This window comes from Hymenobacter sp. DG25B (assembly GCF_000801315.1).
Classification (GTDB): Bacteria; Bacteroidota; Bacteroidia; order Cytophagales; family Hymenobacteraceae; genus Hymenobacter.
In genome coordinates this window covers 840018-865802 of the sequence record NZ_CP010054.1, presented here as the reverse complement: position 1 = coordinate 865802, position 25785 = coordinate 840018, and the positions used below count along the sequence as shown (strand labels likewise).

Annotated in this window: 28 protein-coding genes; 11 read left to right on the top strand and 17 right to left on the bottom strand. The window is 55.8% G+C overall.

All coding sequences use genetic code 11. The features are described from left to right. The first annotated feature begins 170 nt into the window (after window positions 1–170). Genes PK28_RS03725 through PK28_RS03715 form a run of 3 tightly spaced genes read left to right on the top strand, consistent with a single transcriptional unit; the run spans window position 171 to window position 3061 of the window. The gene (locus PK28_RS03725; protein WP_044511562.1) at window positions 171–419 is read left to right on the top strand and encodes a hypothetical protein; all 249 of its coding nucleotides are present in this window, start codon (window positions 171–173) and stop codon (window positions 417–419) included. Next, the gene (locus PK28_RS03720) at window positions 409–1377 is read left to right on the top strand and encodes a PstS family phosphate ABC transporter substrate-binding protein (protein WP_048825541.1); all 969 of its coding nucleotides are present in this window, start codon (window positions 409–411) and stop codon (window positions 1375–1377) included. The genes PK28_RS03725 and PK28_RS03720 overlap by 11 nt, the downstream gene beginning before the upstream one ends. A gap of 52 nt (window positions 1378–1429) precedes the next feature. Next, window positions 1430–3061, top strand: a complete 1632-nt coding sequence (locus PK28_RS03715) for a tetratricopeptide repeat protein (protein WP_044511561.1) — start codon at window positions 1430–1432, stop codon at window positions 3059–3061. Between the two features lie 66 nt (window positions 3062–3127). Here the strand turns inward: PK28_RS03715 and PK28_RS03710 are convergent, their stop codons facing one another. The 15 genes from PK28_RS03710 to PK28_RS03640 form a co-directional block, all read right to left on the bottom strand. Beyond that, window positions 3128–4177 carry an RluA family pseudouridine synthase gene (locus PK28_RS03710; protein ID WP_044511560.1) on the bottom strand — a complete coding sequence of 350 codons (1050 nt, stop codon included), beginning with the start codon at window positions 4175–4177 and terminating at the stop codon, window positions 3128–3130. Window positions 4178–4271: 94 nt separating this feature from the next. Beyond that, window positions 4272–4919: an OmpH/Skp family outer membrane protein gene (locus PK28_RS03705; RefSeq protein ID WP_044511558.1), complete on the bottom strand. Its 648-nt coding sequence runs from the start codon at window positions 4917–4919 to the stop codon at window positions 4272–4274. Between the two features lie 38 nt (window positions 4920–4957). Then, on the bottom strand, window positions 4958–5638 hold the full coding sequence (locus tag PK28_RS03700) for an OmpH/Skp family outer membrane protein (RefSeq protein WP_044511556.1): 681 nt from the start codon (window positions 5636–5638) through the stop codon (window positions 4958–4960). Window positions 5639–5668: 30 nt separating this feature from the next. Beyond that, entirely contained in the window at window positions 5669–8257 is a 2589-nt protein-coding gene (bamA, locus tag PK28_RS03695; RefSeq protein ID WP_052430515.1) for an outer membrane protein assembly factor BamA, read from the bottom strand. A gap of 10 nt (window positions 8258–8267) precedes the next feature. After that, window positions 8268–9014, bottom strand: a complete 747-nt coding sequence (uppS, locus tag PK28_RS03690) for an undecaprenyl pyrophosphate synthase (protein WP_044511554.1) — start codon at window positions 9012–9014, stop codon at window positions 8268–8270. A gap of 65 nt (window positions 9015–9079) precedes the next feature. Further along, window positions 9080–9820, bottom strand: coding sequence for a type IX secretion system protein PorG (gene porG, locus PK28_RS03685; RefSeq protein ID WP_044511552.1), 741 nt, complete (start codon window positions 9818–9820; stop codon window positions 9080–9082). Between the two features lie 39 nt (window positions 9821–9859). After that, a complete protein-coding gene (locus tag PK28_RS21120) occupies window positions 9860–10285 on the bottom strand; it encodes a DUF6089 family protein (RefSeq protein ID WP_156126224.1) in 426 nt (141 codons plus the stop codon). Beyond that, window positions 10282–10797, bottom strand: a complete 516-nt coding sequence (locus tag PK28_RS21115; RefSeq protein ID WP_044511550.1) for a DUF6089 family protein — start codon at window positions 10795–10797, stop codon at window positions 10282–10284. The genes PK28_RS21120 and PK28_RS21115 overlap by 4 nt, the downstream gene beginning before the upstream one ends. A gap of 129 nt (window positions 10798–10926) precedes the next feature. Continuing rightward, window positions 10927–11823: an NAD kinase gene (locus tag PK28_RS03670; RefSeq protein ID WP_044511549.1), complete on the bottom strand. Its 897-nt coding sequence runs from the start codon at window positions 11821–11823 to the stop codon at window positions 10927–10929. 42 nt (window positions 11824–11865) lie between these two features. Then, window positions 11866–13218 (bottom strand): BamA/TamA family outer membrane protein, encoded by a 1353-nt coding sequence (locus PK28_RS03665; RefSeq protein ID WP_048825537.1) that lies wholly within the window; start codon window positions 13216–13218, stop codon window positions 11866–11868. 99 nt (window positions 13219–13317) lie between these two features. Further along, on the bottom strand, window positions 13318–13986 hold the full coding sequence (locus tag PK28_RS03660; RefSeq protein WP_044511548.1) for a CBS domain-containing protein: 669 nt from the start codon (window positions 13984–13986) through the stop codon (window positions 13318–13320). 112 nt (window positions 13987–14098) lie between these two features. Beyond that, a complete protein-coding gene (locus PK28_RS03655) occupies window positions 14099–14881 on the bottom strand; it encodes an alpha/beta fold hydrolase (RefSeq protein WP_044511546.1) in 783 nt (260 codons plus the stop codon). Continuing rightward, window positions 14865–15551 (bottom strand): anthranilate synthase component II, encoded by a 687-nt coding sequence (locus PK28_RS03650; protein ID WP_316931965.1) that lies wholly within the window; start codon window positions 15549–15551, stop codon window positions 14865–14867. Before PK28_RS03650 ends, PK28_RS03655 begins: the two co-directional genes overlap by 17 nt. A 52-nt stretch (window positions 15552–15603) precedes the next feature. Next, window positions 15604–16125, bottom strand: a complete 522-nt coding sequence (locus PK28_RS03645) for a CvpA family protein (protein ID WP_044511541.1) — start codon at window positions 16123–16125, stop codon at window positions 15604–15606. A gap of 116 nt (window positions 16126–16241) precedes the next feature. Next, window positions 16242–16703, bottom strand: coding sequence for a GatB/YqeY domain-containing protein (locus PK28_RS03640; RefSeq protein WP_044511539.1), 462 nt, complete (start codon window positions 16701–16703; stop codon window positions 16242–16244). Between the two features lie 136 nt (window positions 16704–16839). Here PK28_RS03640 and PK28_RS03635 point away from each other — a divergent pair, with 136 nt between their 5' ends. From PK28_RS03635 to PK28_RS03610, 7 genes are all read left to right on the top strand, one after another. After that, window positions 16840–17553: a pyridoxine 5'-phosphate synthase gene (locus tag PK28_RS03635; RefSeq protein WP_044511531.1), complete on the top strand. Its 714-nt coding sequence runs from the start codon at window positions 16840–16842 to the stop codon at window positions 17551–17553. Window positions 17554–17583: 30 nt separating this feature from the next. Further along, window positions 17584–18657, top strand: a complete 1074-nt coding sequence (gene mnmH, locus PK28_RS03630; protein ID WP_044511530.1) for a tRNA 2-selenouridine(34) synthase MnmH — start codon at window positions 17584–17586, stop codon at window positions 18655–18657. Between the two features lie 42 nt (window positions 18658–18699). Further along, entirely contained in the window at window positions 18700–19761 is a 1062-nt protein-coding gene (gene selD, locus PK28_RS03625) for a selenide, water dikinase SelD (RefSeq protein WP_044511529.1), read from the top strand. Window positions 19762–19794: 33 nt separating this feature from the next. Continuing rightward, a complete protein-coding gene (locus tag PK28_RS03620) occupies window positions 19795–20358 on the top strand; it encodes a PH domain-containing protein (RefSeq protein WP_044511521.1) in 564 nt (187 codons plus the stop codon). A gap of 65 nt (window positions 20359–20423) precedes the next feature. After that, the gene (locus tag PK28_RS21215; RefSeq protein ID WP_316931964.1) at window positions 20424–20612 is read left to right on the top strand and encodes an alpha/beta fold hydrolase; all 189 of its coding nucleotides are present in this window, start codon (window positions 20424–20426) and stop codon (window positions 20610–20612) included. Next, the gene (locus tag PK28_RS03615) at window positions 20525–21202 is read left to right on the top strand and encodes an alpha/beta fold hydrolase (protein ID WP_316931978.1); all 678 of its coding nucleotides are present in this window, start codon (window positions 20525–20527) and stop codon (window positions 21200–21202) included. Before PK28_RS21215 ends, PK28_RS03615 begins: the two co-directional genes overlap by 88 nt. A 161-nt stretch (window positions 21203–21363) precedes the next feature. After that, on the top strand, window positions 21364–22071 hold the full coding sequence (locus PK28_RS03610; protein ID WP_044511519.1) for an SAM-dependent methyltransferase: 708 nt from the start codon (window positions 21364–21366) through the stop codon (window positions 22069–22071). 128 nt (window positions 22072–22199) lie between these two features. Here PK28_RS03610 and feoB read toward each other — a convergent pair whose 3' ends face one another. Together feoB and PK28_RS03600 are read right to left on the bottom strand one after the other, a co-directional pair. After that, a complete protein-coding gene (feoB, locus tag PK28_RS03605; RefSeq protein WP_082016941.1) occupies window positions 22200–24383 on the bottom strand; it encodes a ferrous iron transport protein B in 2184 nt (727 codons plus the stop codon). A gap of 9 nt (window positions 24384–24392) precedes the next feature. After that, window positions 24393–24656, bottom strand: coding sequence for a FeoA family protein (locus PK28_RS03600; protein ID WP_410471232.1), 264 nt, complete (start codon window positions 24654–24656; stop codon window positions 24393–24395). Window positions 24657–24860: 204 nt separating this feature from the next. Here PK28_RS03600 and PK28_RS03595 point away from each other — a divergent pair, with 204 nt between their 5' ends. After that, a complete protein-coding gene (locus PK28_RS03595; protein WP_044511503.1) occupies window positions 24861–25757 on the top strand; it encodes a carboxypeptidase-like regulatory domain-containing protein in 897 nt (298 codons plus the stop codon). Window positions 25758–25785: the final 28 nt, after the last annotated feature.

The following is a 25785-nucleotide window of genomic DNA, read 5'->3' as shown; positions in this document are numbered from 1 at the left end:
GCCAGCGTTTTAAGTAAAAGCAGGCTATTCCGGAGTAACCTCTTCGGAGTAGCCTGCTTTTTTACGCTAAATAGCCTTGTTCTTATATAGCGCGTTGTGGGGGTAAACCATCTGGTTACTTTTACACGTTTAACAGTAGTATTTGCTGATTCAGCGCTTCCTTCTTTTCTATGATTGACCGCCCACCCACCAACGAGCGGCTCCGCCCGCGTGGCAACCGCAACTTCAGCCAGTACTTTGTGCTGGTGATGGCAGTGGTATACATAGGCCTGGGTTTATACCTGCTCCTGAGCTCCGTTACTATCTTCACCCTCCCTCCCACTCCACGCCGGATCCTGGGCGCACTTTTCGTATTCTACGGAATCGTTAGATTTGTTCGCACCTATCGGCAACACTTACGGCAATCCAATGATGAATAGTCCTACTTCGCTGCGGGCCCTGGGCATGGCCCTGGCCGCTGGCTTTTGTGTACTGTCGGGCTGTAATCAGGGCGGACCCTCCGGGGCAGCCAACGACGATACCCCCACCAGCGGCAGTGTAGCCATTGCCGTTGATGCCACCTTTGAGCCCATTGTGAAGTCACAGGTAGATACCTTTCACAAGCTCTATCAGTATGCCAAAATCAGCGCCCGGTATGAGCCCGAGGCTAATGCCATGCAGGACCTGCTGAACGATAAAGTTCGTTTGGCTGTTGTAACCCGTGAATTGACGGCTGAAGAGAAGGCGGCATTTGACCGCAAGAAGTTATTTCCGCGTACCACGCACATTGCCACCGATGGCTTAGCCATTATCGTGCACCCATCCAACCCGGATACGCTTCTCACGATGGAGCAGCTGCGGGGTATCTTTAGTGGCCAGACCAAGCAGTGGCAGCAGGTAAACCGAAAAAATAAGCTGGGAGATATTACGGTCGTTTTCGACTCGAATAACTCCAGCACCAGCCGTTACATGCAGGATTCGGTTACGAAGGGTACGCCTTTGGCTAAAGGAGCCTTCGCCTCTGAGTCGAACCCGGCCCTGCTGGATTACGTTGCTACGCACCCCAAGGCTATTGGCGTGATTGGGGTAAACTGGATTAGCGACCAGGATGACAAGGAAGTGCGTGGCTTTTTGGAGAAAATACGGGTCGTGGGCATCAGTACATCAGCCCGGCCCCAGAAAACCGATGAGTACGTACAACCTTACCAAGCCTACTTAGCGTTGAAGACGTACCCGTTGCGGCGCAACGTATATGTTATCAGCCGGGAGGCCCGCGCCGGACTTGGCACCGGTTTTGCATCCTTCGTTGCCGGGACCAAAGGCCAGCTCATTATTCTCAAATCCGGGCTGGTACCGGCCATTGGCCAAACGCGCATCGTGAACACGACGCCCAATTAATACCGACTCCCTAGTTCATTTTTCTTACGCTTTTTCACTTAATTTTTCGCACATGAAGTTCAAGCCCTGGAAGCTCTCGCTCCTCGTTGCCTTGTCTGCTACCAGTACTGCTGCTTTCGCACAGGATATTGCTGGCGCTCAAAAAGCCATGAATCTGGAGCGCTATAGCGAAGCCCGTCGTATGTTGGCCCAAGGCCAGTCGCCGGAAGCTGCCGTTGAGATGGGTCGTTTGTATCTGTTGATGGAGAAGCCGGACTCGGCTGCTTACTTTTTCAATAAGGGCGTAACCAACGCCAAGTCGCCGCAATCGATGGTGGCAGCTGGTCGGGCGTTTCTGGCCCAAGGCAAAAAAGCCGAAGCTGAAATTCAGTTTGACAACGCAGTAAAGGCCTCTAAGTCTAAGGACAAAGAGATTCTGACCATGATTGGGCAGGCCTATGCCGAGTCAAATGAGAAAGACACGAAAAAGGCCATTGAATACCTGAACCTGGCTACCAAGCTCAACAAGAAGGATGACCCACGGGTGATGGTTCTGCTGGGCGACCTCTACCTGAAGCAGGAAAATGGTGGTGGTGACGCCATGAACGCCTATGAGCGTGCTACGCTGGCTGACCCCAATTACGTACAGGCTTATTTCCGTAAGGGCCAGCTGAATGTACGCTCGCGCAACTACAACGGTGCCCGCGACGCTTTCCAGAAGGTTATCAGCATCGACCCAAACTACGCGCCTGCTTACCGGGAGCTGGGTGAAATGTACTACCTCATTGGTAAGTATGATGACGCCCTGAGCACCTTCCAGAAGTACCGGGACATGGCGGAAAACACGCCCAGCACGCAGGCCAAATATGCTTCGTTCCTGTTCCTGACCAAGAAGTACCCGGAGGCACTGACGGAAATTCAGAAGAATCTGCAAGCAGATCCGAAGAACGTTACGATGAACCGTCTGCAGGCTTATGCCCTCTATGAAACCGGCCAGAACGACAAGGCACTGCCGGCTATGGAGGCTTACATGAAGAATACGCCGGCGGATAAGATCATCACGCAGGACTACATCTACCAAGGTAAGATGCTGGCCAAAGCTGGTCGCTCGGAAGAAGGTATTGCCATGATTAAGAAGGCAATTGCCGCTGACCCCACGCAGGCTGCTGATCTGCAGAATGACCTGGCGCAGGCGTACATTGCTTCTAAAAACTACCCTATGGCCATTGCTACCTACCGGGCTAAGCTCCAGGATGGCAAAGGTGACCTGACCGACAATGTGTACCTGGCTCGTGCTTATGAGTTTAATAAGCAGTATGCGCAGGCTGACAGCCTCTACGGGGTAATTCTGACTGCCCGCCCAACTTACGTACCCGGTTACCTGATGCGTGCCCGGGCCAATGCTAACCTGGATCCTGACTCCAAGCAGGGCACGGCTAAGCCGTACTACGAGAAGTACATTGAGGTAGCTAATGCCAACGACCCTTCCAAGTATACGGATGGCCTGGTAGAAGCCAATAAGTACCTGGGCTACTACTACTACCAGAAAGGCGACAAAGCTGCTTCGCTTCCTTACTGGCAGGCTGCCAAGACCCTGGCTCCTGGCGATGCGCAGGCCACTACGGCTATCAATGAGATAACCAAGAAGGCTGCTCCGCGCAAAACCACTACTACCACCAAGAAAACGACTGTTAAGCAGAAGTAATCATCTGGTTCATAAAAAAAGCCCGCTACTACGGTAGCGGGCTTTTTTTATGGGCGTTTGGGTAGGCTAGGCTGATTCCTCAGCATACTTTTCCCATTCCTCCAGGGCGGCGGCAAAGTCGGCGGGCAGCTCTACTTCCTGCTGAATGTGGGCGCCCGTTACGGGATGCACAAACCCCAGGGATTTGGCATGCAGCGCCTGCCGGGGCATCAGCGCCATTACCTTCTCGGCAAAAGCCTTGTACGTCCCGGTACGCTGCCCGTAGAGCACCTTATCACCGCCATAGGTGGCATCGGAGAACAAAGGGTGGCCAATGTGCTTCATATGCACTCTGATCTGGTGGGTGCGGCCGGTTTCCAGATTACACTGCACCAGCGAGACATGCTTAAACGTGCGTAGCACTTTATAATGGGTAACGGCATGCTTACCCTGGTCGCCCTCGGGGAATACAGCTTGCACTTTGCGGTCCTTTATACTGCGACCAATGTGCCCGCGCACGGTACCTTCCGCTTCTTTCGGTACACCCCACACCAGCGCCAGATAGGTACGCTCAATAGTATGGTGAAAGAACTGCTGGGATAAGTGCGTCATGGCCCATTCGGTCTTGCCAATCACCAACAGACCCGAGGTATCCTTATCAATGCGGTGTACCAGGCCCGGGCGGATCTCACCATTGCGCCCCGTGGGCAGGTTCCGGAAATGGTAGGCCAGCCCGTTTACCAGGGTGCCCTGCCAGTTGCCGAAGGCCGGGTGCACCACCATGCCAGCCGGCTTGTTCACCAGCAGCACCGAATCGTCCTCATAGCGGATATCCAACTCCATGGGCTCGGGCGTCACTTTTACTTCCCGGGGAGGTTCAGGCAGCGTTATAGTGATAACATCGAGCGGCTTGACGCGGTAATTGGCTTTGGCCGGCTTGTCGTTTACCTGAACTGCTTCGGCTTTAATGGCATTCTGGATTTTGGTGCGCGAGGCATTCGGCAGCCGGTTCATCAGAAACTTATCCAGGCGCAACAGCTCTTGCCCGCGGTCGGCGCGGATGCGGTGGTGCTCATACAGCTCGTCACTGGTTTCCAGGTCGTCGGCCTCGAAGTTCTCGTCAGCTAAATCAATCATAAGGGGTATGGAGCCGCAAAGGGTAAGCGCAAACAAACAAGAAAGCCGGAACCTTGGGTTCCGGCTTTCAGCAAAGCTACTGCGTAGGGGCAGATTAGTTCTTCTTCGTCTTGGTTTTGGTTTTTCCAGCGGCGGGAGCGGCGGCAGGAGCAGCAGGCTTAGCAGCAGCGGGAGCCGCGGCAGCCGGTGCTGCATTGGGATCAATACCCATTTTCTTTAATACCAGATCCGAGATGTCGCCATCCTTGGGGCCGTGCAGCAAAATAGGCGTGGTGCCGTAGCCGGCATCGGAGTTGAACACGTAGGCATAGCCATTTTCGTCGGCTACCTGGTCAATGGTCTTCTGCAGCTTGTCCAGCACGGGCTTCAGCAGGGTTTGCTGCTTCTGCTGGATAGAAGCATCGGCATTGCGCTGGAACTCCTGGATGGACTGCTGCAGGTTCTGCAGCTCTTTCTCTTTGTCGGCGCGTACTACGTCCGTCATCGTGGAAGCACCTTTCTGGTAGGCTTCGCCCTTAGTCTGGAACTCCGTGTATTTGGCTTTCAGCTGGTTTTCCAGCTGGGTGCTGTAGTCTTTCAGCTGCGACTCTACCTGCTTGCTCTCGGGCATTTTGCTCAGCACATAGTCTACGTTGGTGTAGCCAATTTTTTGCGGAGCCGTTTGGGCGATAGAAGCAGTGGCAGAAGCAACCATGAGGGCCGCGGCCGCCAGCATCAGACGAATTTTAGGAAATGCGTTCATTCGAAAGGAAAGGAAATTTCTAAAGTGAGAAAGCAAAGTTAATTTTTTCGGCCACTACTGCGCGGAGCAGGCTTGGTGGTTTTGGGAGCCGACGTAGCGGGCTTGACATTATCCTGCTCGCTGCCGGGTTCATCCGAGGCGGGCGTGGTCGGGGTAGTGACGGTACGCACCGCCCCTTTCTGCCCGGGTTGGTTGCGTTCTTCCGAACCCAGCCCTAACTCTTCCAACACAAATTCGGTGTAATCGTGCGTTGGGTTGGTATAGAGCATGGTCAGGTCGCCGGCTTTATCGAAGACAATGGCCAGCTGCTTTTTCTTGGCCACCTTCTCAATGGCTTCAAATACCTTGTCCTGTACCGGTTTCGTCAGCTCCTGGCGCTTTTTGAACAGAGTGCCTTCGTACCCAAAAATTTTATTCTGATACGTCTTGATGTCCTGTTCTTTTTTCAGAATCTCATCCTGGCGCTTCTTTTTCATCGGCTCCGTTAGCAGTACTTCTTCCGCCTGATAAGCGCGATACATCTTGTCGAGGTCCTTACGCATCGACTCAATATCCTTCTGCCAGTTCTGGGACAGGGTATTGAGCTCCTGCTGCGCGGCGCCATATGCCGGCATCTTACTCATGATGTACTCTGAGTCGACGTAGCCGAACTTCTGGGCCCAGGCTGCCGGAACGGCCAGCAAGAGCAGCAGTGGCAGCAAACACACTAGTTTTTTCATGCGGAATACCGTGCTGAGCGGCCCGGCAGACTAGCGAATCTGCTGGCCGATGATGAAGTGAAAATGACCTTTGTCCTGTGGCCCCTGCGTAACGCCGGGGTAACGGGGTACTGCGTCCAGACCGTAGCCGTAGTCGAAGCCTAGCAAACCGAATGCCGACATGAATACGCGGGCACCCACGCCCACCGAGCGGTACAGTTTATAAGGGTTATAATCGGAGTAGCGTTCCACCGCATTGCCCGCTTCGGCAAAGCTGAGCACGTATACAGTAGCGGCCGGGTTCAGAGAAACCGGATAACGCAGTTCCATTACATATTTATTGTACGCCACGCCGCCGCTGGAATTAGGCGACTGAATGGCATTGACCTCGTTGGGGTCATCGTAGCCGCGCAGGCCCACATATTCGGTACCCACCAGGAAGTTGGAAGAACCGCCCGAGGCCATACCCGAACCACCCAGCTTGAAGCGCTCAAACGGACCAATAGGACGGCTGGAATTGTAGGTACCAATAAAGCCGAAGTGCGCCCGGGTATTCAGCACCAGTTTACCAATGATGGGGGTAAACCAGGAAGCATCGAACATCCATTTGTGGAATTCTACCCACTCATTTACGTTGGGATGTGCGCCTTTAAACGCTGAGTAAGGCGGCGTCAGGTTAACACTGAGCGACAAGGCTGAGCCACGACGTGTGTAAGTTGGGTTATCAGTGCTATTGCGGGAAAGGGTGGTATTCAGGGTAATGTTGTTGGCATTGCCCGTACCATTCTGGAAGCCCTGCAGGTAGGTGTAGTTATTCAGCTTGTACTGACTCACCGACAGCGAATTGCTCAGAGAGAAGTAGTCATCGGGCCAGCGCAGGTAGCGACCCAGGCTCACCGAAGCGCTATTTACTTTAATAGAGCTACCCGTCTTCACATCGAAGTTGGTACCTACCCGCTGAATGCTTTTGTTGAGCGATACCGACAGCGAGTTACGCTTACGACCACCCAGCCAGGGCTCCGTGAAGGAGAAGGAATAGGCCTGGTACTGCAAGCCGTTAGCCTGAATATTCAGAGCCAGGCGCTGGCCATCACCGGCCGGCACAGGGCGCCAGTTGCTCAGGCTACCCGCTTTGCGCAGCGAGAAGTTGTTGAAAACCAAGCCTACGGTACCGATGAAGCCGGCGTAGCCGCCCCAGCCGCCCGACAGCGTAATCTGGTCAGAAGGCTTTTCTTCTACCGTGTAATTAATATCCACCGTGCCATCGGCCTGGTTAGGCACCGGGTTGATGCCCACTTTCTCGGGGTCGAAATATCCCAGAGACGAAATTTCCCGCTGGGAACGAATCAGCAGTTCCCGGTTGAACTTCTCACCCGGGAGGGTGCGCAGCTCGCGCCGGATTACATGGTCGCTGGTTTTGGTATTCCCGGCAATGTTGATGTCTTTAATACGGGCCTGCACCCCTTCATTGATGCGCATCTCAATATCAATGGAGTCTCCCTCTACCTTGGTTTCAATGGGGTCAATGGAGAAGAACAGGTAGCCATCGTTCATATAGAGCGAGGTAATATCCTGGCCGGTGGGGTTGTAGTTCAGGCGCTTATCCAGCGTTTCCTTGCTGTAAACGCTGCCTTCCTTAATGCCCAGCACGGAGGCCAGGGTTTTGTTATCGTAGAGGTAGTTGCCCGCCCAGGTAATGTTGCGGAAGTAGTATTTGGGGCCTTCATCCACCCGAATCTGCAAAGCCAGCTTATCGACATCCTGCACCGTGGTTTTATGAATACCGAATTTTCCATTTTCAGTACCCAGCCAGAGGTAGGAGTGGTTTTGCGCCGTGCTAATCAATGAGTCAGATACGATAATAGCGTCACGGTAGCCCTGCGAGTTGTAGTACTCAATTACCTTGTCCTTATCGTCTTCAAACTCCTTGCGCTGGAACTTGCCGGCATTCAGGAATTTGTAGAATTTCTTCTCCTTGGTCTTCTTCATCTGACCCTTCAGCTTGCTATCTTTTATGGCTGAGTTTCCAAGGAAGGTAATGTCGCTGATATGCACCCGGGCGCCGCGGTTTACGGCAAACACCAGCACTACACTGTTGGGCAGGGTAGAATCAGGACGTTGCGTAACGTCTACTTTTGCATTCAGGAAGCCCTTGTTGGTAAAGAACTTGCGTACCTGGTCACGCGTGTTGCTGAGCAGGGCGTCCGTTACTACTTTACCGCGGATGAGCTTAATCTTCGCTTTCACATCATCGGCCTGGGTTTTGCCAATACCGGTGAACACGAAGTTGGACAGGCGCGGCCGCTCCTTTACATCGAACACCAAGAAAATGCGTGTGCCTTCAATCCGGTCAATGGCCACGGTCACGTCGCCGACAATTCCCTGGTCCCACAACTTGCGGATAGCCTTGCCTATTTCCTCCCCAGGAATCGTGACCGGGTCGCCTATTTTCAGGCCGGTAATGCCCACCAGCGTGTTAGGATCCAGATAGCGGGTACCGGTAAAGGTGATGCCGCCCACCTGATACCGCTGTGGCTCAGGGGCAGCGGGTGCATTCTGAGCTAGGGCAGGTGTGGCCAGCCAGCTAAACGCCAACAGGAAGGTGAGCAGGCTAAAAACCCGGATACTGGTGAAATTCATTCGACAGGACTTACGAAACGGTGAGCTGCTCACTGGTTTTACCAAAGCGCCGTTCGCGGCGTTGGTAGGCACAAATTGCGTCATAAAAATGTTCGCGGCGGAAATCGGGCCAGAGCAGCTCCGTGATATAAAGTTCGGTATAGGCCAGCTGCCACAACAGAAAGTTGCTGATGCGCTGCTCGCCACTGGTACGGATCAGCAATTCCGGGTCGGGCATTCCGGCAGTTGCCAGATACCCGGCTATAGTTTGCTCAGTGATGCTGGCGGGCAGCAGAGAACCGGCCGCAACGGCTTCCCCCATCCGGCGGGCAGCCTGCGTCAGGTCCCAGCGGCCGCTATAGCTCAGCGCGAGCACCAGCGTCATGCGCGTCCCCGTGCGGGTAAGCTCTTTCGCCTCCGCCAGCTCCTGCTGGCAGGCGGCGGGCAGATTTTCGGTTTCCCCGATAGCCTCCAGCCGGATATTATTTTTTAACAGCGTAGGCGTTTCCTGCCGGATGGTATGCACCAGCAACTGCATCAGCGCCATTACCTCGTGCTTGGGTCTTGACCAGTTTTCGGTAGAAAACGCATACATCGTCAGGTATTGCACGCCCAGTTCAGCAGCAGCCTCCACCGTTTCGCGCACGGCCGTTATGGCATTCTGATGACCAAAGATGCGGAGTCCGCCCTTCTGCTTGGCCCAACGGCCGTTGCCATCCATAATGACGGCTACATGGGCGGGGATTCTGGTAGGATCTATTTCGGACCGGGCGGCCATTCGTGTGTTTTGCGTAAAGAGGCTGCAAGTTACGCAAATGGTTGCATTACCCTTATCCGGTTTTGTTATTGCAGTAACCGGCTATTCTCTTTGTACACTTCCGGGCACCGTATTTTATAGAACGTGTAAGAAACGCTCAACCCGCTGTAGAAATACCAGTCCTGATCATGCCGGTTGGCAATGACATTGTTCTGCTCGCTGAGTTGGTCCAACTCATCCGTAAAGGCTTTCCGGGCCCCTACTTCCAGCCCCAGATTCCAGTGGCGTGACAAGCCTAATTTGGCCCCTATGCCCGCCGGCACAGCTACTCCGATTACTGTATTAGAAAAGGTCTGGCCATCCTGCAACACCGTTTTCACGGGCGATAGAAAACCGGCTACACCCACAAAAACGAAAGGCGTGAACCGGGTCTTGGCTTTGGTACTATAATAATCGAAGAAGTTGTACTCCAGAATGCCGGCCACTTCATAGATGCTTCCTTTCAGGTAGCCTCCCCGAGACGCATTCAGCGGGGCCGTGTCCCCGTTTACTCCTTTTACCTGCTTATCATCAGCTCGTAAGAGCCCAGCCATGAGGTTGCCCCGCAATGTGATAGGCGCCGATATATCTTTCCTATAAAATGCGGATACCGCCGGGCGGTTGTTTGCAAACCGATATTCGGGAGACAATTCCCCTTTATAGTTTACAGCACCAAAGCCTAAGCCTACTTCACTGGTGTTCTGGGCTTGCGCATGGCAGGCAAAAAAAACACTCCCTACTTGCGCCAGGCAAATAAGGAGTGCTTTATGCGAGTTCAAATGGATCATCAGACTGGCTGTGGATTAAACATGACAGCCACTTGCTGGCTATCGGAATTTGGGGCTCTTGATTTTGGGAGCGAGGATGTAATTCAGCGTTATGCCGGTAACGATGTACCAGTCCTTTTCATTGCTATGGCCACGGATTTCACCTGCTTGGTTGTATTCGCCGAAAGTACCAAGCTGGGCTCCATCGTTACGGGTAATATCATAACCAAAGTACTGAGCAGCAGGACTTTTCAGATCAGCTCTATCCTGAACATAGTCACCACCTACATCATCAATGTAGTCAGTGAAAGTTTTGCGCCAGCCAATTTCGAAACCTAAGTCAAAGTGACGGTCCAGTTTGTAACGCACACCTGCACCGAAAGGAATGGCAATTTGACCACGCTTGTAAGGTTTATCGTAACCTTTACCGCTTACATTCTGGCCTTCAGTGCCCAAAGGCTGAAGTGCTACATATTGGCCTTTCAAATTTGCGGGGCATCAGCTTCCGAACCCACTAAACCTTTGGGGTTATGCTTGAAGGCAGCTACCCCGGCAAATACGTAAGGAACAAAGTCAGGGCGACGAATATAGTTGTTACGGTTTTCGATCAGGTCGAACATACCAACTGCAGAAGCTTCAAAAATATCGTTGCGGAAGTTCATGTTCCGAGTGTAGCGATATTTAGCATCCTTGTCTTTATCGTCGGCGGATTTCTGGTCATCACCAGTTACGCGGCCATAAGACAGACCGAAACGGCCCGAAATCCGGGGCGCGAAGCGGCGCGTGAAGGTAAAGCCAAGGTTAGGACGGGTAGCACCCAGCCGTAGGCTGGTAATATTAGTACGCGGTACGATGTCGCCAAAATAGTTCATGGCGTTTAGGTTCACACCTACCGAGTTATACATTTTCCGCTTGGTAAACCGTTGGGCGCTTGCGTCTGAAGCTACCAGCGCAAAAGCCAGTATAAGCGCCAGGATAAGGGGGAAAAATCTCTTCATAATCGAACGAAGGTTAAGTATATCGGGGTGCAGGAAAAGCTATTGATCCGTACGGACACGATTACAGTCAGTGACAAAAGTAGTGGTTGCCAGCAAGATTAAAAATAAAAGCTTTAAAAAGTCCTTATTTTATGGGAGTAAGCTACCATCAGGATTCCGACGGTCATACCCCCAGTTTAACTTACTGCGCAGGGTGCTCAAAAAATTTACGTGGTTAAGACGTATCAAACGGGCATTAAAGGTTTCCCGGCGCACGGCAATCTGTACCGTGGCATCAACGGGAACCGAGCGCGAATCCAGGGAAAGCAGGAAGTTATTGCTCCTTCCTTCAATCTCAAATGAAATAACGCTGCGGTCGGATACAACGAGAGGACGCACGTTCAGGTTGTGCGGACATACGGGAGAGATGATAAAATTGTTGGTTTGCGGCAACATTACCGGTCCACCACAGCTAAGCGAATAGCCGGTAGAGCCGGTTGGCGTGGATACAATCAAACCATCGGCCCAGTAAGAATTGAGATACTCCCCATCAATATAGGTGTGCACTACAATCATGGAAGAGGTGTCTCGCTTCAGAATGGAGAATTCATTCAGGCCGAAATTCACCTCGCCAAATACCTCCGGATCAGTATCTACGCGAATCAGGCTGCGCTCTTCCACCACGAAATGCCCTTTGAACAAGGCGTCAATAGCTTGCGGAATACGGTCGGGCGTGATAGTGGCCAAGAAGCCGAGCCGGCCGGTATGAATACCCAGAATTGGAATTTGCAGGCTGCCTACATAAGTCACAGTGTCCAGCAGAGTCCCATCGCCGCCAATACTGAGCACGAATTGCATACCACGCAGGGAGTCCCCGCGCCGAAAAGTGGTGATGGTATCGGGTAATTCCAGCCGGGTATCGAGGTAAACCCGGAACGACTCTACAATGTACAACTCAGCATTGCGGGCCAGTAAACTGTGCAGCAATGCCTGAATAGCCGGAGCTACGCTGTCATCGAAGGGCTTACCGAGGATGGCTATTTTCATATCTAGAGGCAAACTATTAGGTGCCACAGAGGCGGCAGCGGCTCAGATGGGAAAGGCCGTGCGAATGTATAATCCGGTTTGACCAAGCGCATTTAAGGCATATTCCACCGCAAAAACCCGGTCGTAATACGTAACCAGGTGCAGACCTACCCCTGCTGCCAACAGAAACTGATTGGGCAGCCGGTTGTTGGCATCCGCCAGCGAAGCAGGTGCCGCCACGTAGCCCATGTCGGCAAAGGTATTTAAATAAATGGCCAGCGGAAGGGTACTGAACTTGGGATTGTTGGTGGCCTCCAGTTGAAGCTGCCGGGCCGGCAGGATGGGATAGGAAAGCCCCTGCTGCAATAACAGGTAATGCTGCCCATCCACTACATACCGGTCGTAGCCTCGCACAAGGGCCGCGTAGCCCAGCGCGCGGGAATCGGCATAGGCCAGGCGGCGGTTGGTCAGGCGGGTTTGCCCTTCCAGCCCGGCGCTATAGTACAGCTTATGAGGCAATGGAATGTAGCGGGCATACCGCGCATACAGCGTGGTATAGCTGGGGCTGGCTGAGTGCAGAAACATACGCCGTGACAGGGTAACCTGCGCAAAACGGCCGGTAAGTGGGTAACTAAAATTATTTCGTCGATTTATAATTCGCGTCAGGGCCACATCTATATAGCGCCGTTCTAAGTCGCCGGAGAAGTACCCTGGGTTACCAATCTGAATTGAATCGGATATCTGCTCCCGCCGCCAGGCCACATCCAGGGCGGTGCGGCGCTGTACGGTGTTGCGCCAGCGCAGTCCGGCCACGAAGTAGGTGCGGTGAAACGCAAAGCCACTCTCGGAACGATAAGTAATTAGTTGATCCTGGATGGTGCGGTAATCAACCGCCCGGCTGCGGGCCAGGGAAGCGCCCAGTGCCAGCCCCGGGCGCTGCCTAGTGCCGGGGTTTTCAAAAAAGACCTCATATTTCTGGTTGAAGCCCAGCTGCAGATTGCCCCGCAGCTGCTCATTGCGGCCGCGGAAGTTGTTGCGCACCACATGCACGCCGTAATCCACGCGCCGCCAACGGTCGGGCCGGTCCAGCCAGGAGCGGATGTTACGGTCGGCGAGCGAGAAAATGGGAATGGGAAACGTATACCAGCGCTCCTGCAGGCTGAATAGTACCGTAATTTCGCCGTCGCGGCAAACGGCTTGCACCAAAACGGAGTGAAACAGCTGCAGGTTGAGCAAGCGGCGGCGGTTGGCTTCCAGCCGCCCAACCAAGGCGGTAGCCGCCAGCGTATCGCCTTCCCGAATGTCCAGCTCAGCCCGTAAAATACGCTCTTTGGTCACTTCATTCCCCACAAAAACAACCGAGGAAATCCGCAGGGTGCTATACGTGGGGCAATGTACCCGTACCAGACTATCCACAGGGGAATGGCGGACCGTGTCCGGCACCCCTATGTGTGCATCAGAGGGCAACCAGGCTAGTAACCAAGCAAAGAAAAATCCCAGCACCCGGCGCCGCGCTTACAGGCTCAGGTATTTCAGCAGAGCATCGTACCGATCCTGCTCATCTTCCCCCAACTCACTGCTGCCACTGAACTGAGCGCTGATAGTATACCCAAACCGCTCCAGCGTAGCGACAATGCTGGCCAGCTCTGGGGTATTCAGCTTTAGGGTAAGTCTGATTTTGTAGGGCTCATTTTCGTCCCGGGCCACGTGGGCACTCAGCACTTTGGCATTGTTCTCTTCTACGTAGCGGCTGATCTGGGAAAGGGAATAGTCGCGCTCATCCATAGTCAGCACAATAATTCCGCCCAGCCCAACGGCCACCGGGGTTTCGCCGAAGGCGGCCAGCGTATCACTCACCGAAACCACGCCCATATAATCGTGCCGGTCATCCAGCACCGGAATAAGCTGTACTTTGTTCTGCACCGCCATTTCAATGATGTTGTAGAAATGCTGGTCGCGCTGCACGTGCACGTCGGCAAAGCCAAAGGGGATATTGGCCAACAGCTTTTCTGTGCTGTCTACGTCCAGGATATCGGCTTCCGTAATCAGGCCGCGGTAGCGGCGGTTTTCAATGACCGGTAGCTGTCCAACGTGAAACTCATCGAGCCACTTCGCTGCCTTGCCGGCTGAGTCCGTCACTTTCAGTGGCGGAATCATTTGATTAATCATGTCTTCGGCAATCATCGAGAGCATCGGCTAGAACCAGAAAAACGGAAGGTAAGCGCTGGCCACGCCGGGAACAAACCCCGGCCGTGGTACTTTGTTCTAAACCTACTGGAAAGGAACCAGGCAGGTTTTACCGGCTGATCACCGCCTGCGGCGTGGTACGCTCCAAAAACTGCGCCAGCAGGGCATTAAAGGCCTTCGGGCGCTCCATCATGGGCGCGTGGCAGCAATGATCCAGAAAGTGCAGCTCAGCGTTGGGCAGCAGCCGGTGAAACTCATGTGCCACCTGGGGCGGCGTAATGGTATCGTTCAGCCCCCAGATGAGCAGCGTGGGAACGGATATACGGCTTAGGTCCTTCCCCAGATTGTGTCGCTGCGCCGAACGGGCAATACTAATGATACGCAGACACTTGGAGTTGGAATTGGTGATGCTGAACACTTCATCCACCAGCTCTTTGGTAGCCACGGTGGGGTCATAGAAAGTATAGGCCACGCGCTCCTGCACAAAGGCATAGTTGCCGCGCTTGGGGAAGGAGCCGCCCATGGAGTCCTCAAACAGCCCACTGCTGCCGGTGAGCACCAGGCGGCTTACCTGCTGCGCGTTGTGCAGGGTGTATACCAGGGCAACGTGCCCGCCCAGGGAGTTGCCCAGCACGGTGTACGGCCCGGGCAGCTGCACGGCCGCCACAAAGTCTTCCACAAAGTTTACCAGGCCCGGTACGCCGGCCTTCAGCAGGGGCATATCATAAATGGGCAGCAGCGGAATAACCACGCGGTAGTGCGGGCGGAAGGTTTCTACTACGTCTTCCCAGTTGCTGAGGGCCCCAAACAGGCCATGCAGCAAAAGGAGCACGTCGCCGCTTCCTTCGTCTACATATTGAAAGCCGTTGTGTTCCTTAATTTGAAGTTCCATCGGTTGAGGGAGCCGGCGCGGAGGGCGCCCCGGTCTTTGCAATGATACAACACTTGACCCAATTGCGTAACAGCGCCAGCCCATGGGTCGTGAGCAGGGCTTCGGGATGAAATTGCACGCCGTACAGCGGCAGCTTGCGGTGCCGGAGCGCCATGATTTCCGCGTGCGCATCGGCGGTGAAAGCCAAAGGCAGCAATACCTCCGGCAACGACTGCAGCCCCAACGAATGATACCGGGTGACTGGTATACGCGCCGGCAGCCCGGAAAATAGCGGATCCGTCAGGTCCACATCAATATCCGAAACCTTGCCGTGCATGGGGCGGCTGGCCCGGGTAAGCGTGGCGCCAAAAAACTGCCCCAGCGCCTGATGCCCCAGACATACGCCCAACATAGGCACCTGCTGATGGTAGGCCGCAATAACCTCCAGCAAAATACCCGCCGACTCTGGGGTTCCTGGCCCCGGCGACAAAACCAAGCCATCAAACGAATGCTCGGCCAACTGGGCCAGCGGTGCATCGTTGCGCAGGACCTGCACGGTGGCACCCAGCTGCTGCAGGTAGTCCAGCAGGTTATAGGTAAAGGAATCGAAGTTATCGAGCAGCAGCAGGCGCAAGGGCTCTGGAGCGGCCGGCGGCGGAAGGGGTGCGGCGGAAGCGGCGGGTTGAGTCACTAGTTGTAAAGTCGGCAGCCAATAGGCGGGCCGATATTCCGGGAGTATAACCCTAAAATACGCCCCGCAGTTTCTCCAGCAGGGTACCGGCAAAGGGCATGACAAAACCCACCACTTGCAGAGCGAAAGGCGTGGCCTGGCGCACCAGCGGCAATACCTGGGACTGCGCCACCAGATTCGGCGATAACAGCTGCAGGCCCGCCATGCCCACGCCGTGCAGCAGCAAACTCAGGCCCAGCACCCATTTCACTACCCCCGCCGCGCCTCCCAATGCATTATCGAGCACGCCCAGCGGAGTGAGATGCACAGCTGTTTTCAGGAATGTACCCAGCAAATGCACGCCCCACACAATCAGCACAAACACCAGCAGGAACGATACGAAAGGCAAAAACCCGAAAGCCTCTCCCACATAATGCCGCACCAGCGGAATGGCATCGTGCAGGAGTACCAGCCCACCAATAGAGCCCAGAATGAAAGCCAGCAACGAGGCTACCTCCAGCACCAGGCCACGGCGGAAACCTTTCACGGCGCCAATGCCCAACGGAATCAGCAGCAGAATATCAAACCCGGACATACAGTGAGGTGGTGGGGTGGTGAAATTGTGACTTGTTTTATTGATGGTATTGCCAGCGCATAATAGCGCGGGACAAACAAAAATTTCCCAATTTCACCACCCCACAATTTCACCAATTACACATTCGTGTTGTTGAGCAGGTTGTTTACCACCTGCGAAATCATTTTGCCATCGGCCTGGCCGGAAAGCTCCCGGGCTGCTACCCCCATCACTTTGCCCAGATCAGAAGGGCCGGTAGCGCCTACGCGCTGAATGATTTCTACCAGACGCTCTACCAGATCAGCCTCCGAAAGCTGCTGGGGCAGGTATTCCTCAATAATAGCCAGTTCGGCCAGCTCTACTTCCTCCAGATCCGAGCGGAACTGCTTCTGGTAAGTATCGGCGGCTTCACGGCGCTGTTTGGCGGCTTTGGTCAGGAGCTTTAGCTCCGCATCTGCCGTGATGGTGCCGTGCTGACCTTCCGCCGTTTCGGCCAGCAGAATCTGGGATTTGATGCTGCGCAGGGCCGTGAGGCGTACTTTGTCTTTGGCCAGCATGGCCTTTTTAATATCAGCGTCGATGATTTCTTTCAGAGCCATAGGTCAGGAAAAATAAAAAGATGAAAACGCCCGGAAGAAGCCGGGCGGCAGACAAGGGCAAAACCAACGGCTCCCACGATTTCCGCGTACTTTTGGGGCAACCCGGAGGGCCGGGAACCTGTTTTGGCCTTGTAGAATGACGAAACTAAGCGTAAACATAAATAAAATAGCCACGCTGCGGAATGCGCGCGGCCACAACCGCCCCGATTTGCTGCAGGTAGCCCGTGACTGTGAGCGGTTTGGCGCGCAGGGCATCACGGTGCATCCGCGGCCCGATGAGCGCCACATCCGCTACCAGGACGTGCGCGACCTGAAGCGCATAGTCACCACGGAGCTGAACGTGGAAGGCAACCCCACCCCCGACTTTTTGGCCCTGGTACGGGAAGTACGCCCCGAGCAGGTGACGCTGGTGCCGGATGCGCCCGATGCCATTACCTCCAACGCCGGCTGGAACACGGTAGAGCACTTAGTATACCTGATGGGCGTGGTGCAGGAGCTGAAATCCATTGGCTGCCGGGTGAGCATTTTCCTCGACCCCGACCCGGCCATGGTGAAAGCCGCCGTGGGCACCGGCACCGACCGGATTGAGCTTTACACCGAAGCCTACGCCACCGGCTACCCCACCAACCGCGAAGCCGCCGTGGCCCCCTACCGCCTGGCCGCCACCATGGCCCAGGAGTTGGGGCTGGGCCTGAACGCCGGCCACGACCTTGACCTGGAAAACCTGGCCTACTTAAAACAGCAGCTGCCCGGCCTGGCCGAGGTCAGTATTGGGCACGCCCTGATTTGCGACGCGCTTTACCTGGGTCTGGAAAACACCATTCAGCTATACCGGCGCCAGCTGGTGTAACTTGCCGCCTGCCCGCTCCTACCCCGCCTTATGCCTCGTATTCCGCTTACTGATTTTCTGACTGGCCCCACGCACGCGCCCATTCTGGACGTGCGCGCCCCGCTGGAGTACGCCCACGGCCATATTCCGGGCGCTCTAAACCTGCCGTTGTTCTCCAACGAAGAGCGGGCCCGCATCGGCACTACCTACAAGCAGGTAAGCCAGGAAAAAGCGGTACTGCTGGGCCTCGATTTTTTTGGCCCGAACATGAGCAGCATGGTAAAGCAGGCGCAAAAGCTGGCGCCCAACAAAGAAGTGCGGCTGCACTGCTGGCGCGGCGGTATGCGCAGCGGCGCGGTGCAGTGGCTGCTGGAGCTGGCCGGCTTTCGGGTGCATCTGCTCGATAAGGGCTACAAAGACTACCGCCGCTGGGTACTGGAGCAGTTTTCGCAGCCCCTGCCCCTGCTGGTACTGGGCGGCCTCACGGGTTCCGGCAAAACCGACGTGCTGCAGGTGCTGGCTCATCGGGGCGAGACGATTATTGATCTGGAAGGCCTGGCCCATCACAAAGGCTCCTCGTTTGGCGGCATTGGTATGGAAGCCCAGCCTACACCCGAGCAGTTTGAAAACGACCTGGCCGGCGCCCTTTCCCGCACCCCGCTCGATAATCTGATTTGGGTAGAAGACGAAAGCCTGATGATAGGCGCGGTGCACCTGCCCAAGCCGCTGTACGAGCAAATGCACCGCGCCCCTCTGATTGTGCTGGAAGTGCCCCGCCCCATGCGCACCCGTAAGCTGGCCGAGGAATATTGTCAGGCTGACCCCGAACTGCTGAAAGCTGCCATCCAGCGCATCAGCAAGCGCCTGGGCGGGCTGGCTACCCAGGAAGCCCTGGCCGCCATTGACGCCGGCGACATGGAAAAGATGGTGGATCTGGCGCTTACCTATTACGATAAAGCCTACCGCTACGCTCTGGCGGCCCGCACCGGCACCCAGCTGATTCAGGTGCCTTCGGAAACCTGTGACCCGGTAGAAAATGCCGGCCGTGTGATGGCTGCCCTTCGCCGTGAAGGCATCAGCAATTTACCGGCTACCATGAGTCTGCCCGATACGGACGTTGCGTAATCCAGCTGATTGCTGGCCCTTCCTTTTTGCTATTTCTGCCTTATGACTCCTGAAAACGCCACCGCCGCCGATAGTATCCGCCTGACCCAATACAGCCACGGGGCTGGCTGCGGCTGCAAAATTGCGCCCAAGGTCCTCGACCAGATTCTGCACACCAGCATTGCCCAGCCCCACGATGACAAGCTGCTGGTAGGCAACAGCTCCCGCGACGATGCGGCCGTGTACGACATCGGCAACGGGCAAGCGCTGATTAGTACCACGGATTTTTTCATGCCCATCGTAGACGATGCCTACGATTTCGGGCGCATTGCTTCCGCCAACGCCATTTCCGATGTGTACGCTATGGGCGGACGGCCGGTGCTGGCTATTGCCGTGCTGGGCTGGCCCATTGATAAGCTGGCGCCGGAAGTGGCCCGCCGCGTGATTGAAGGCAGCCGCAGCATTTGCCTGGAAGCCGGCATTCCGCTGGCCGGCGGCCACAGCATCGACTCGCCCGAGCCTATCTTCGGGCTGGCCGTTACGGGCATGCTCGACATTAAAAATCTGAAGCGCAACGATACCGCCACTGCCGGCTGCGAGCTGTTCCTGACCAAGCCCCTGGGCGTGGGCATGCTGACCACGGCCCAGAAGCGCGGCATTCTGCGCCCCGAGCACGAGCAGATTGCCCCCCAAAGCATGATGCACCTCAACAAAATCGGGGAAGATCTGGGCAAGCTCTCCGCGGTAACGGCTATGACGGACGTAACCGGTTTCGGCCTGCTGGGCCACCTAAGCGAAGTATGCGAAGGCAGCAACCTGACCGCCGAAATTGATTTCAGCAAAGTACCCCTGATTCGGGAAGCCGAGGAATACCGGGCCCAGAAGTCTATTCCGGGCGGCACGGTGCGCAACTGGGACAGCTATGGCCACAAAGTAGGCCCTATCACCGACGAGCAGCGCAACTGGCTCTGCGACCCGCAGACGTCCGGCGGCTTGCTGGTGTGCGTGGTGCCGGAAGGCCGCGCGGCCGTGCAGGAAGTATTTGCCCGCCATGGCTTGCAACTGGAGGCCTTCGGCTCGCTGCGCCCCCACACGACCGATGAGCCCTGGATTTTGGTGCGCTAACGGGTGAAGCTTTTTCCTCTTCTGCGCCAGTTCATGGAAATAGGCATCGGGCTGGGCGCGGTACTGCTGGCTTTGCGCTTTGTGACGGGCCTGTTTAGCAAGCGGGGGCGGGTATACCGCCCCAACTTCACCCGGCAGCTGTATCTGTTGTTCTGGCCTTTGCTGTGCCTGGCGGTGGACCTGCCGTTTCTGGCTTCTTTCTTTTTGATGGGTAGCCTTTCTGCCTTCGAGCTGGTGCTGCTGGTAGCGCTGGCGGCGGTAGTGCTGGGCTTTTCGGTACCGGCACTGGTGCTGCATATACAGTATTATCTGCGAAATCAACAAACCACGCTGGTTTTCGATCCTAAGCAGAATATTCTGGAAGTGTATGAGCATGGTGCTCTCCTGCCTTTTCGCCGGCAGGATATTGTGCGCGTGGAGCGGGTGACGTGTGCCTCTAAACGCATGTTCTGGAGCAACTACGATTTTATCCGGCTGCACTTCCGGCAGGGCCCGCCCATTACGCTCACCTCCCTGCTACTCAACCTGGAGCCGGTGGCGGAATTTCTGCGTAACACCCATCTGGAGAAGCATACCCGCTGGATGTGCTTTGCGTAGTACCACCACGGTAGTCCCCCTTCCGGCGGCACGCTACTTCCTGCTTTCGCATCTTTGTAACCATTATGCTGCAACTTCATTACCGCGAAATGGGCCAGGGCAAGCCGCTGGTCATTCTGCACGGCCTGTTTGGCACCCTGGATAACTGGCAAACCCTGGCCCGCCGCTGGGCCGACGCTGGGCACCGCGTTATCGTAGTAGACCTGCGCAACCACGGCCGCTCCCCCACACCCCGGAACACAGCTACGAGCTGATGAGCCAGGACGTGCTGGGCTTGTTCGATCAATTACAGTTGGGGGCCGATACCACACTGCTGGGCCACAGCATGGGCGGCAAAGTAGCCATGCGCTTTGCCCTGGACCACCCCGACCGCCTCGCCAAGTTGGTAGTTGTAGATATTGCGCCGCGTCATTCCGATATGAACCATCAGGACGACATCATCACCGGCCTGAACTCCCTGCCCCTGGCCTCCCTGCAAAGCCGCCAGGAAGCCGATACGGCCCTGGCCCGGTTCATTCCCCAGCCCGGTGTGCGCCAGTTTCTGTTGAAGAATCTATACCGCAGCGAGGATAACACGTTTGCCTGGCGGCAGAACCTGGAGGTACTGACCGCGCAAATGGAGGCCGTCGGAGCTGAAATCAGCAGTTCGCAGCCATTTCTGAAGCCAGCGTTGTTCATCCGCGGCGGGAAGTCCAACTACATTTCCACAGAGGACAAGCTCTACGGCATTCCGGCGCTGTTCCCCAACTCCCAGGTAGAAACCATAGTAGATGCCGGCCACTGGGTACACGCCGAAAAACCCGACGAGGTTTTTGCGCTGGTAAAAGCGTTTATCGAACAGTAGTCTACTCTGTCCTCCATATTACAAATGTCATCCTGAGCTTTGCGAAGCACCTTCTCACATAAGCATGAGTCGTTGTTAAGCGAGTCGCTCTAGCGTGAGAAGGTCCTTCGCCAGTTCAGGATGACAACTGGTAGTTAAGTCACCACACCAACCCATCATAAATGCCCGGCACGCTCTACCTCATTCCCACCGTTTTAGCCGAGGACACGGCCACGCAGGTACTGCCGCCGCAGGTGGCCGAACGGGTAGCGGTGCTGTCGTATTTTCTGGTGGAGAATGCCCGTACGGCCCGGCGCTTTATCAAGCAGGTGGCACCACAGCACGTGATAGAGGAGCTGCAGATTTCGGTGATTGACAAGGACAGTTCCGAGGCGCAGATTCAGGCGGCGCTGAAGCTGGTGCTGGCCGGGCAGGACGCGGGGGTAATTTCCGAAGCGGGCTGCCCCGGCATTGCCGACCCCGGCGCGGAACTGGCCCGGGCAGCGCACCAACTGGGCATTAAAGTAGTACCGCTGGTAGGTCCGTCCTCCCTTCTATTGGCTCTGATGGCTTCCGGCATGAACGGGCAGAGCTTTGCGTTTCACGGCTACCTGCCCATTGACCGCAGTCGGCGCAGTGCGGCTATCAAACAGTTGGAGCGTGTAGCCCTGGCTCAGAAGCAAACCCAGCTGTTTATTGAAACGCCCTACCGGAACATGCAAATGCTGGAGGATTTACTCACCCAGCTGACCGGCACCACCCGCCTCTGCATTGCCGCCAACCTAACCGCTCCCAACGAACTGGTGCGCACCAACACCGTAGCCGGCTGGCGCAAAGCCGGACTACCCGATATCCACAAGCAGCCAGCCGTATTTCTGGTAGGAATGTAGCGCATGAAGTAGCGCGAAGCTCCAGCTTCGCGTACGAGCGGAGCGAGTAGCAGGCGTATGCTGATGTTGCCGGTAACTACATGCGCGTAGGAATTCGCTGCGCGAATACGCGAAGCTGGAGCTTCGCGCTACTTCATGAGCTGGTACACCAGCAGCGAAGACACGTAAGCCAGGCCCGTCATGTACACCAGTTGCATCATGGGCCATTTCCAGCCTTTGGTTTCGCGGTAGGTGGTGGCCAGCGTGCTCATGCACTGCATGGCAAATACGTAGAACACCAGCAGGGAAACGGCCCGGGCGGGCGTGAAGAACGGCTGCCCCTCGGTATCCTTGGCCAAAGCCAGCTTTTGCTGCACGGTACGCATGTCCGCATCCTGGCCCACGCTGTAAATAGTGGAAATAGTGCCCACAAATACCTCCCGGGCGGCAAAAGAAGTAAGCAGTGCAATACCAATTTTCCAGTCGAAGCCCAGCGGGCGGATGGCGGGCTCCATGGTGCGGCCAAATACGCCGGCGTAGGAGTTTTCCAGGCGGGCGGAGGCTACGTTGATGTCGGTTTCTGCGGCGGTGAGGCCCTGAGCGGCGCCTTGCTGCCGGGCCTGGATTTCGGCGCGCTCCAGCGCTTGGCCCGGGCCGAACGACGCCAGCACCCAGAGCAGCACCGAAATAGCCACAATCACCTTACCAGCCTGAAACACGAAGGTTTTTACTTTCTCTACGATAGTGATACCGACGTTTTTCCAGCGCGGCCAGCGGTACACCGGAAACTCCATAATGAAGTAGCTCCGCTCCTTGGTCTTCAATAGAAACTTCAGACCCAGCGCTGAGAAAATAGCCGCGAAGAAGCCTAGCATATAGAGCCCCATCAATACAAATCCCTGCAGGTTAAAAACCCCTAGCACGGCCCGGTTGGGCACCACCAGCCCGATGAGCACGGTATACACCGGAATGCGCGCTGAGCAGGACATGAGCGGGGTGACGAAGATGGTAATCATCCGGTCTTTCCAGTTCTCAATGGTGCGCGCGCTCATAATGGCCGGCACGGCACAGGCCACGCCGGAAATCAGGGGCACCACGCTCTTGCCGTTCAGCCCGAACTTGCGCATAATGCGGTCCATCATGAACGTGACGCGGGCCATGTAGCCGGTTTCTTCCAGCACGGCAATGAAGGCGAAGAGCAGGGCAATCTGGGGCACAAACATCAGCACCCCGCCCAGGCCAGCCAATACTCCTTCCGTGAGCAGGTTAATGAGCGGGCCTTTGAAGTTGGTTTGGATGAGTCCGTTGATGAGGGCAATGCCCTGGTCGATGAGCTCCATGGGGTAGCTGGCCCAGGCAAATACGGCCTGAAACATCATAAACAGCACGCCAAAGAAAATCAGGTACCCCCACACGCGGTGCGTGAGTACCCGGTCGAGGCGGTTGCTGTAGGGCTCCTCCTTTTCCGTGCGCGTCACGGATACCGTGTTCAGCAGGATGTCGTTGATGCGGGCGTAGCGGGCAATGGTTTCCTGCGCCTGGCGCGGTGTGGCCTCAAACCCATACTTCTGCACCAGCTCCCCGATGTAGGTCTTATCGTCAGCAGAAAGGAAGCTGATATGCCGGAACTGGTGCGCGTAGTGCAGCGCCAGGTAGTCGTTGTGCAGGTTGAAGTAGTAGCGGATCTGCCGGATCATCGGCAGCAGGTCTTCCTCGGGCTCGTAGAAGTGGATGGTGGGCGCGGCCAGCTGCTGCGCCATCACAATTTTGAGGGCCGCTACGCCAATGCCGTTGCGGGCATTCATGGGAATAACGGGCACGCCCAGCTCTTCCTGCAGGGCAGCTACATCAATGGCAACACCGTGCTGGGCGGCCACGTCCATCATGTTGAGGGAAAGCACAATGGGCAGGCCCAGATCCGCCAGTTGGGTGAACAGCAGCAGGTTGCGGCGCAGGTTGGAGGCATCCACCGTCACCACCACAAAATCGGGGTACTGCCGGGAGGTGCGGTCGTAGAGTAGGTCGGTGATGACCTTCTCGTCCAGGCTCTTGGGATAGAGCGAGTAGGTGCCGGGCAGGTCAATGATTTCGGCCCGCATAGAGGGCGAAATCTGCGCTATACCGGTTTTGCGGTCTACAGTTACGCCGGGGAAGTTGCCTACTTTCTGATTGAGCCCGGTGAGTTGATTGAACAGCGAGGACTTCCCGGAGTTGGGGTTGCCGATGAGGGCAATGCGCGTAAGGGAGCCCGGCAAACGCTGGGAAGAGGTTTCCAGCGCGGCCGCTGATAGCGCCGCTCCGGCCCGGCTGGTAATCAGTTCTGGACCTGCCATTCGTTCGGGCTAGTCTTTCAGCAGTATGGTGGCGGCCTCACTCACCCGCAGGGAAAGGGTATACTCCCCGCCTTCGCCTACCAGGAGCGTAATGGGGCAGCCCAGGGGGGCGCGGCTGTTCAGGCGCACCTGCGTACCGGGTATGCAGCCCATTTCCAGCAGCTTCAACGCCATTTCCGGGTCGTTGAGGCAGCAAATCGTTCCAGCTTCACCCATATGAAGGTCTTTCACGCTTCGGGCGGCAGGCTTGGCAGAGGTGGAACGAGTAGACACGGCGGAGTTATTTAGATTCTCTTTAAACAAAGGTACACCCCATTTAAGTTTCGGCCAAAAAAAGCGCGGTTTGAGTCCTTTTTTTCCCAAAGAACCCGCGGTTGTATAATTATTTCAAAACGCAATTGATTATTATAAATAATCACAGAATATATGCATCAGTTAGGGGTATTCCTTGTATTTTTGACATATAATCCGCTGCATATGCTTCAACGTATACTCACTGTCATTGCTATTATCCTCCTGTTTCCGGCGCTGGCGCAGGCTCAGGAAAACCGCATCACCGGCCGCATTGTAGATCAGAAGACCAAAGAGCCGGTACCTTTTTCCGCCATTGGCCTGAAGGAGGAGCAATCTGGTGCCCTCACCAACGAATATGGCTTCTTCCAGATAGCCATGCCCGAGAAAAACGAGCAGGACTCCCTGATTGTGCAGGCTCTGGGCTTCTTCCGCAAAGCCATAGCTGTAAAGCGCGGCACTAAAATGGAAGACATTACCATTGAGGTAACCAAGCGCGTGATTGAGTTGGGCGAGGTAAAAGTGCAGGGTGGTAAAATCAAGGATCTGGCCCTGGGTGCCCGCTCCTCTACCCCCGGCGAAGGCATGATTCAGGGCCAGCCCGGCAGCCAGTATGCTTTCTTCGTGAAGAATGAGAAAGGCAAGCACCTCGGCATGATTCGCTCGGTATCATTCTACATTGGGGAGCACGGCTTCCCGCAGGAGCCGTTCCGGGTGCGCATCTACAAGCCCGATGGCAACTATAACTCGCCTAACACCGACCTGCTCACGGATAACGTAGTAGTGTCGGCGCCCGGTGGCGGCCAGTGGTACACCATCGACCTGACCCAGTACAACATTCCCGCCCCCGACGAAGGATTCTTCGTGGCCATGGAATGGGTAGTGAGCGGCGACAAGTTCTACACCACTAACTTCTCCGATAACTACACGCCCTACGGCCAGATTATGCGCCCCACGTTCGAGTTCAAAGAGAGCCGCACCTGGAGCTATAGCATTGGCAAGGGTTGGAGCCTGATTACCCTGGTGAATAATGGCAAGTTCTACAATGCCATGATTAAGGCTGAGGTAGACGCCTATAAATAAGCTCCAACCACGCTTGCCGGGTCCGGAA

Coding starts and splice junctions, on each gene's coding strand:
- PK28_RS03725 (WP_044511562.1), top strand. CDS start 171: ATGATTGACCGCCCACCCACCAACGAGCGGCTCCGCCCGCGTGGCAAC.
- PK28_RS03720 (WP_048825541.1), top strand. CDS start 409: ATGATGAATAGTCCTACTTCGCTGCGGGCCCTGGGCATGGCCCTGGCC.
- PK28_RS03715 (WP_044511561.1), top strand. CDS start 1,430: ATGAAGTTCAAGCCCTGGAAGCTCTCGCTCCTCGTTGCCTTGTCTGCT.
- PK28_RS03710 (WP_044511560.1), bottom strand. CDS start 4,177: ATGATTGATTTAGCTGACGAGAACTTCGAGGCCGACGACCTGGAAACC.
- PK28_RS03705 (WP_044511558.1), bottom strand. CDS start 4,919: ATGAACGCATTTCCTAAAATTCGTCTGATGCTGGCGGCCGCGGCCCTC.
- PK28_RS03700 (WP_044511556.1), bottom strand. CDS start 5,638: ATGAAAAAACTAGTGTGTTTGCTGCCACTGCTGCTCTTGCTGGCCGTT.
- bamA (WP_052430515.1), bottom strand. CDS start 8,257: ATGAATTTCACCAGTATCCGGGTTTTTAGCCTGCTCACCTTCCTGTTG.
- uppS (WP_044511554.1), bottom strand. CDS start 9,014: ATGGCCGCCCGGTCCGAAATAGATCCTACCAGAATCCCCGCCCATGTA.
- porG (WP_044511552.1), bottom strand. CDS start 9,820: ATGATCCATTTGAACTCGCATAAAGCACTCCTTATTTGCCTGGCGCAA.
- PK28_RS21115 (WP_044511550.1), bottom strand. CDS start 10,797: ATGAAGAGATTTTTCCCCCTTATCCTGGCGCTTATACTGGCTTTTGCG.
- PK28_RS03670 (WP_044511549.1), bottom strand. CDS start 11,823: ATGAAAATAGCCATCCTCGGTAAGCCCTTCGATGACAGCGTAGCTCCG.
- PK28_RS03660 (WP_044511548.1), bottom strand. CDS start 13,986: ATGATTGCCGAAGACATGATTAATCAAATGATTCCGCCACTGAAAGTG.
- PK28_RS03655 (WP_044511546.1), bottom strand. CDS start 14,881: ATGGAACTTCAAATTAAGGAACACAACGGCTTTCAATATGTAGACGAA.
- PK28_RS03645 (WP_044511541.1), bottom strand. CDS start 16,125: ATGTCCGGGTTTGATATTCTGCTGCTGATTCCGTTGGGCATTGGCGCC.
- PK28_RS03640 (WP_044511539.1), bottom strand. CDS start 16,703: ATGGCTCTGAAAGAAATCATCGACGCTGATATTAAAAAGGCCATGCTG.
- PK28_RS03635 (WP_044511531.1), top strand. CDS start 16,840: ATGACGAAACTAAGCGTAAACATAAATAAAATAGCCACGCTGCGGAAT.
- mnmH (WP_044511530.1), top strand. CDS start 17,584: ATGCCTCGTATTCCGCTTACTGATTTTCTGACTGGCCCCACGCACGCG.
- selD (WP_044511529.1), top strand. CDS start 18,700: ATGACTCCTGAAAACGCCACCGCCGCCGATAGTATCCGCCTGACCCAA.
- PK28_RS03620 (WP_044511521.1), top strand. CDS start 19,795: ATGGAAATAGGCATCGGGCTGGGCGCGGTACTGCTGGCTTTGCGCTTT.
- PK28_RS21215 (WP_316931964.1), top strand. CDS start 20,424: ATGCTGCAACTTCATTACCGCGAAATGGGCCAGGGCAAGCCGCTGGTC.
- PK28_RS03610 (WP_044511519.1), top strand. CDS start 21,364: ATGCCCGGCACGCTCTACCTCATTCCCACCGTTTTAGCCGAGGACACG.
- feoB (WP_082016941.1), bottom strand. CDS start 24,383: ATGGCAGGTCCAGAACTGATTACCAGCCGGGCCGGAGCGGCGCTATCA.
- PK28_RS03595 (WP_044511503.1), top strand. CDS start 24,861: ATGCTTCAACGTATACTCACTGTCATTGCTATTATCCTCCTGTTTCCG.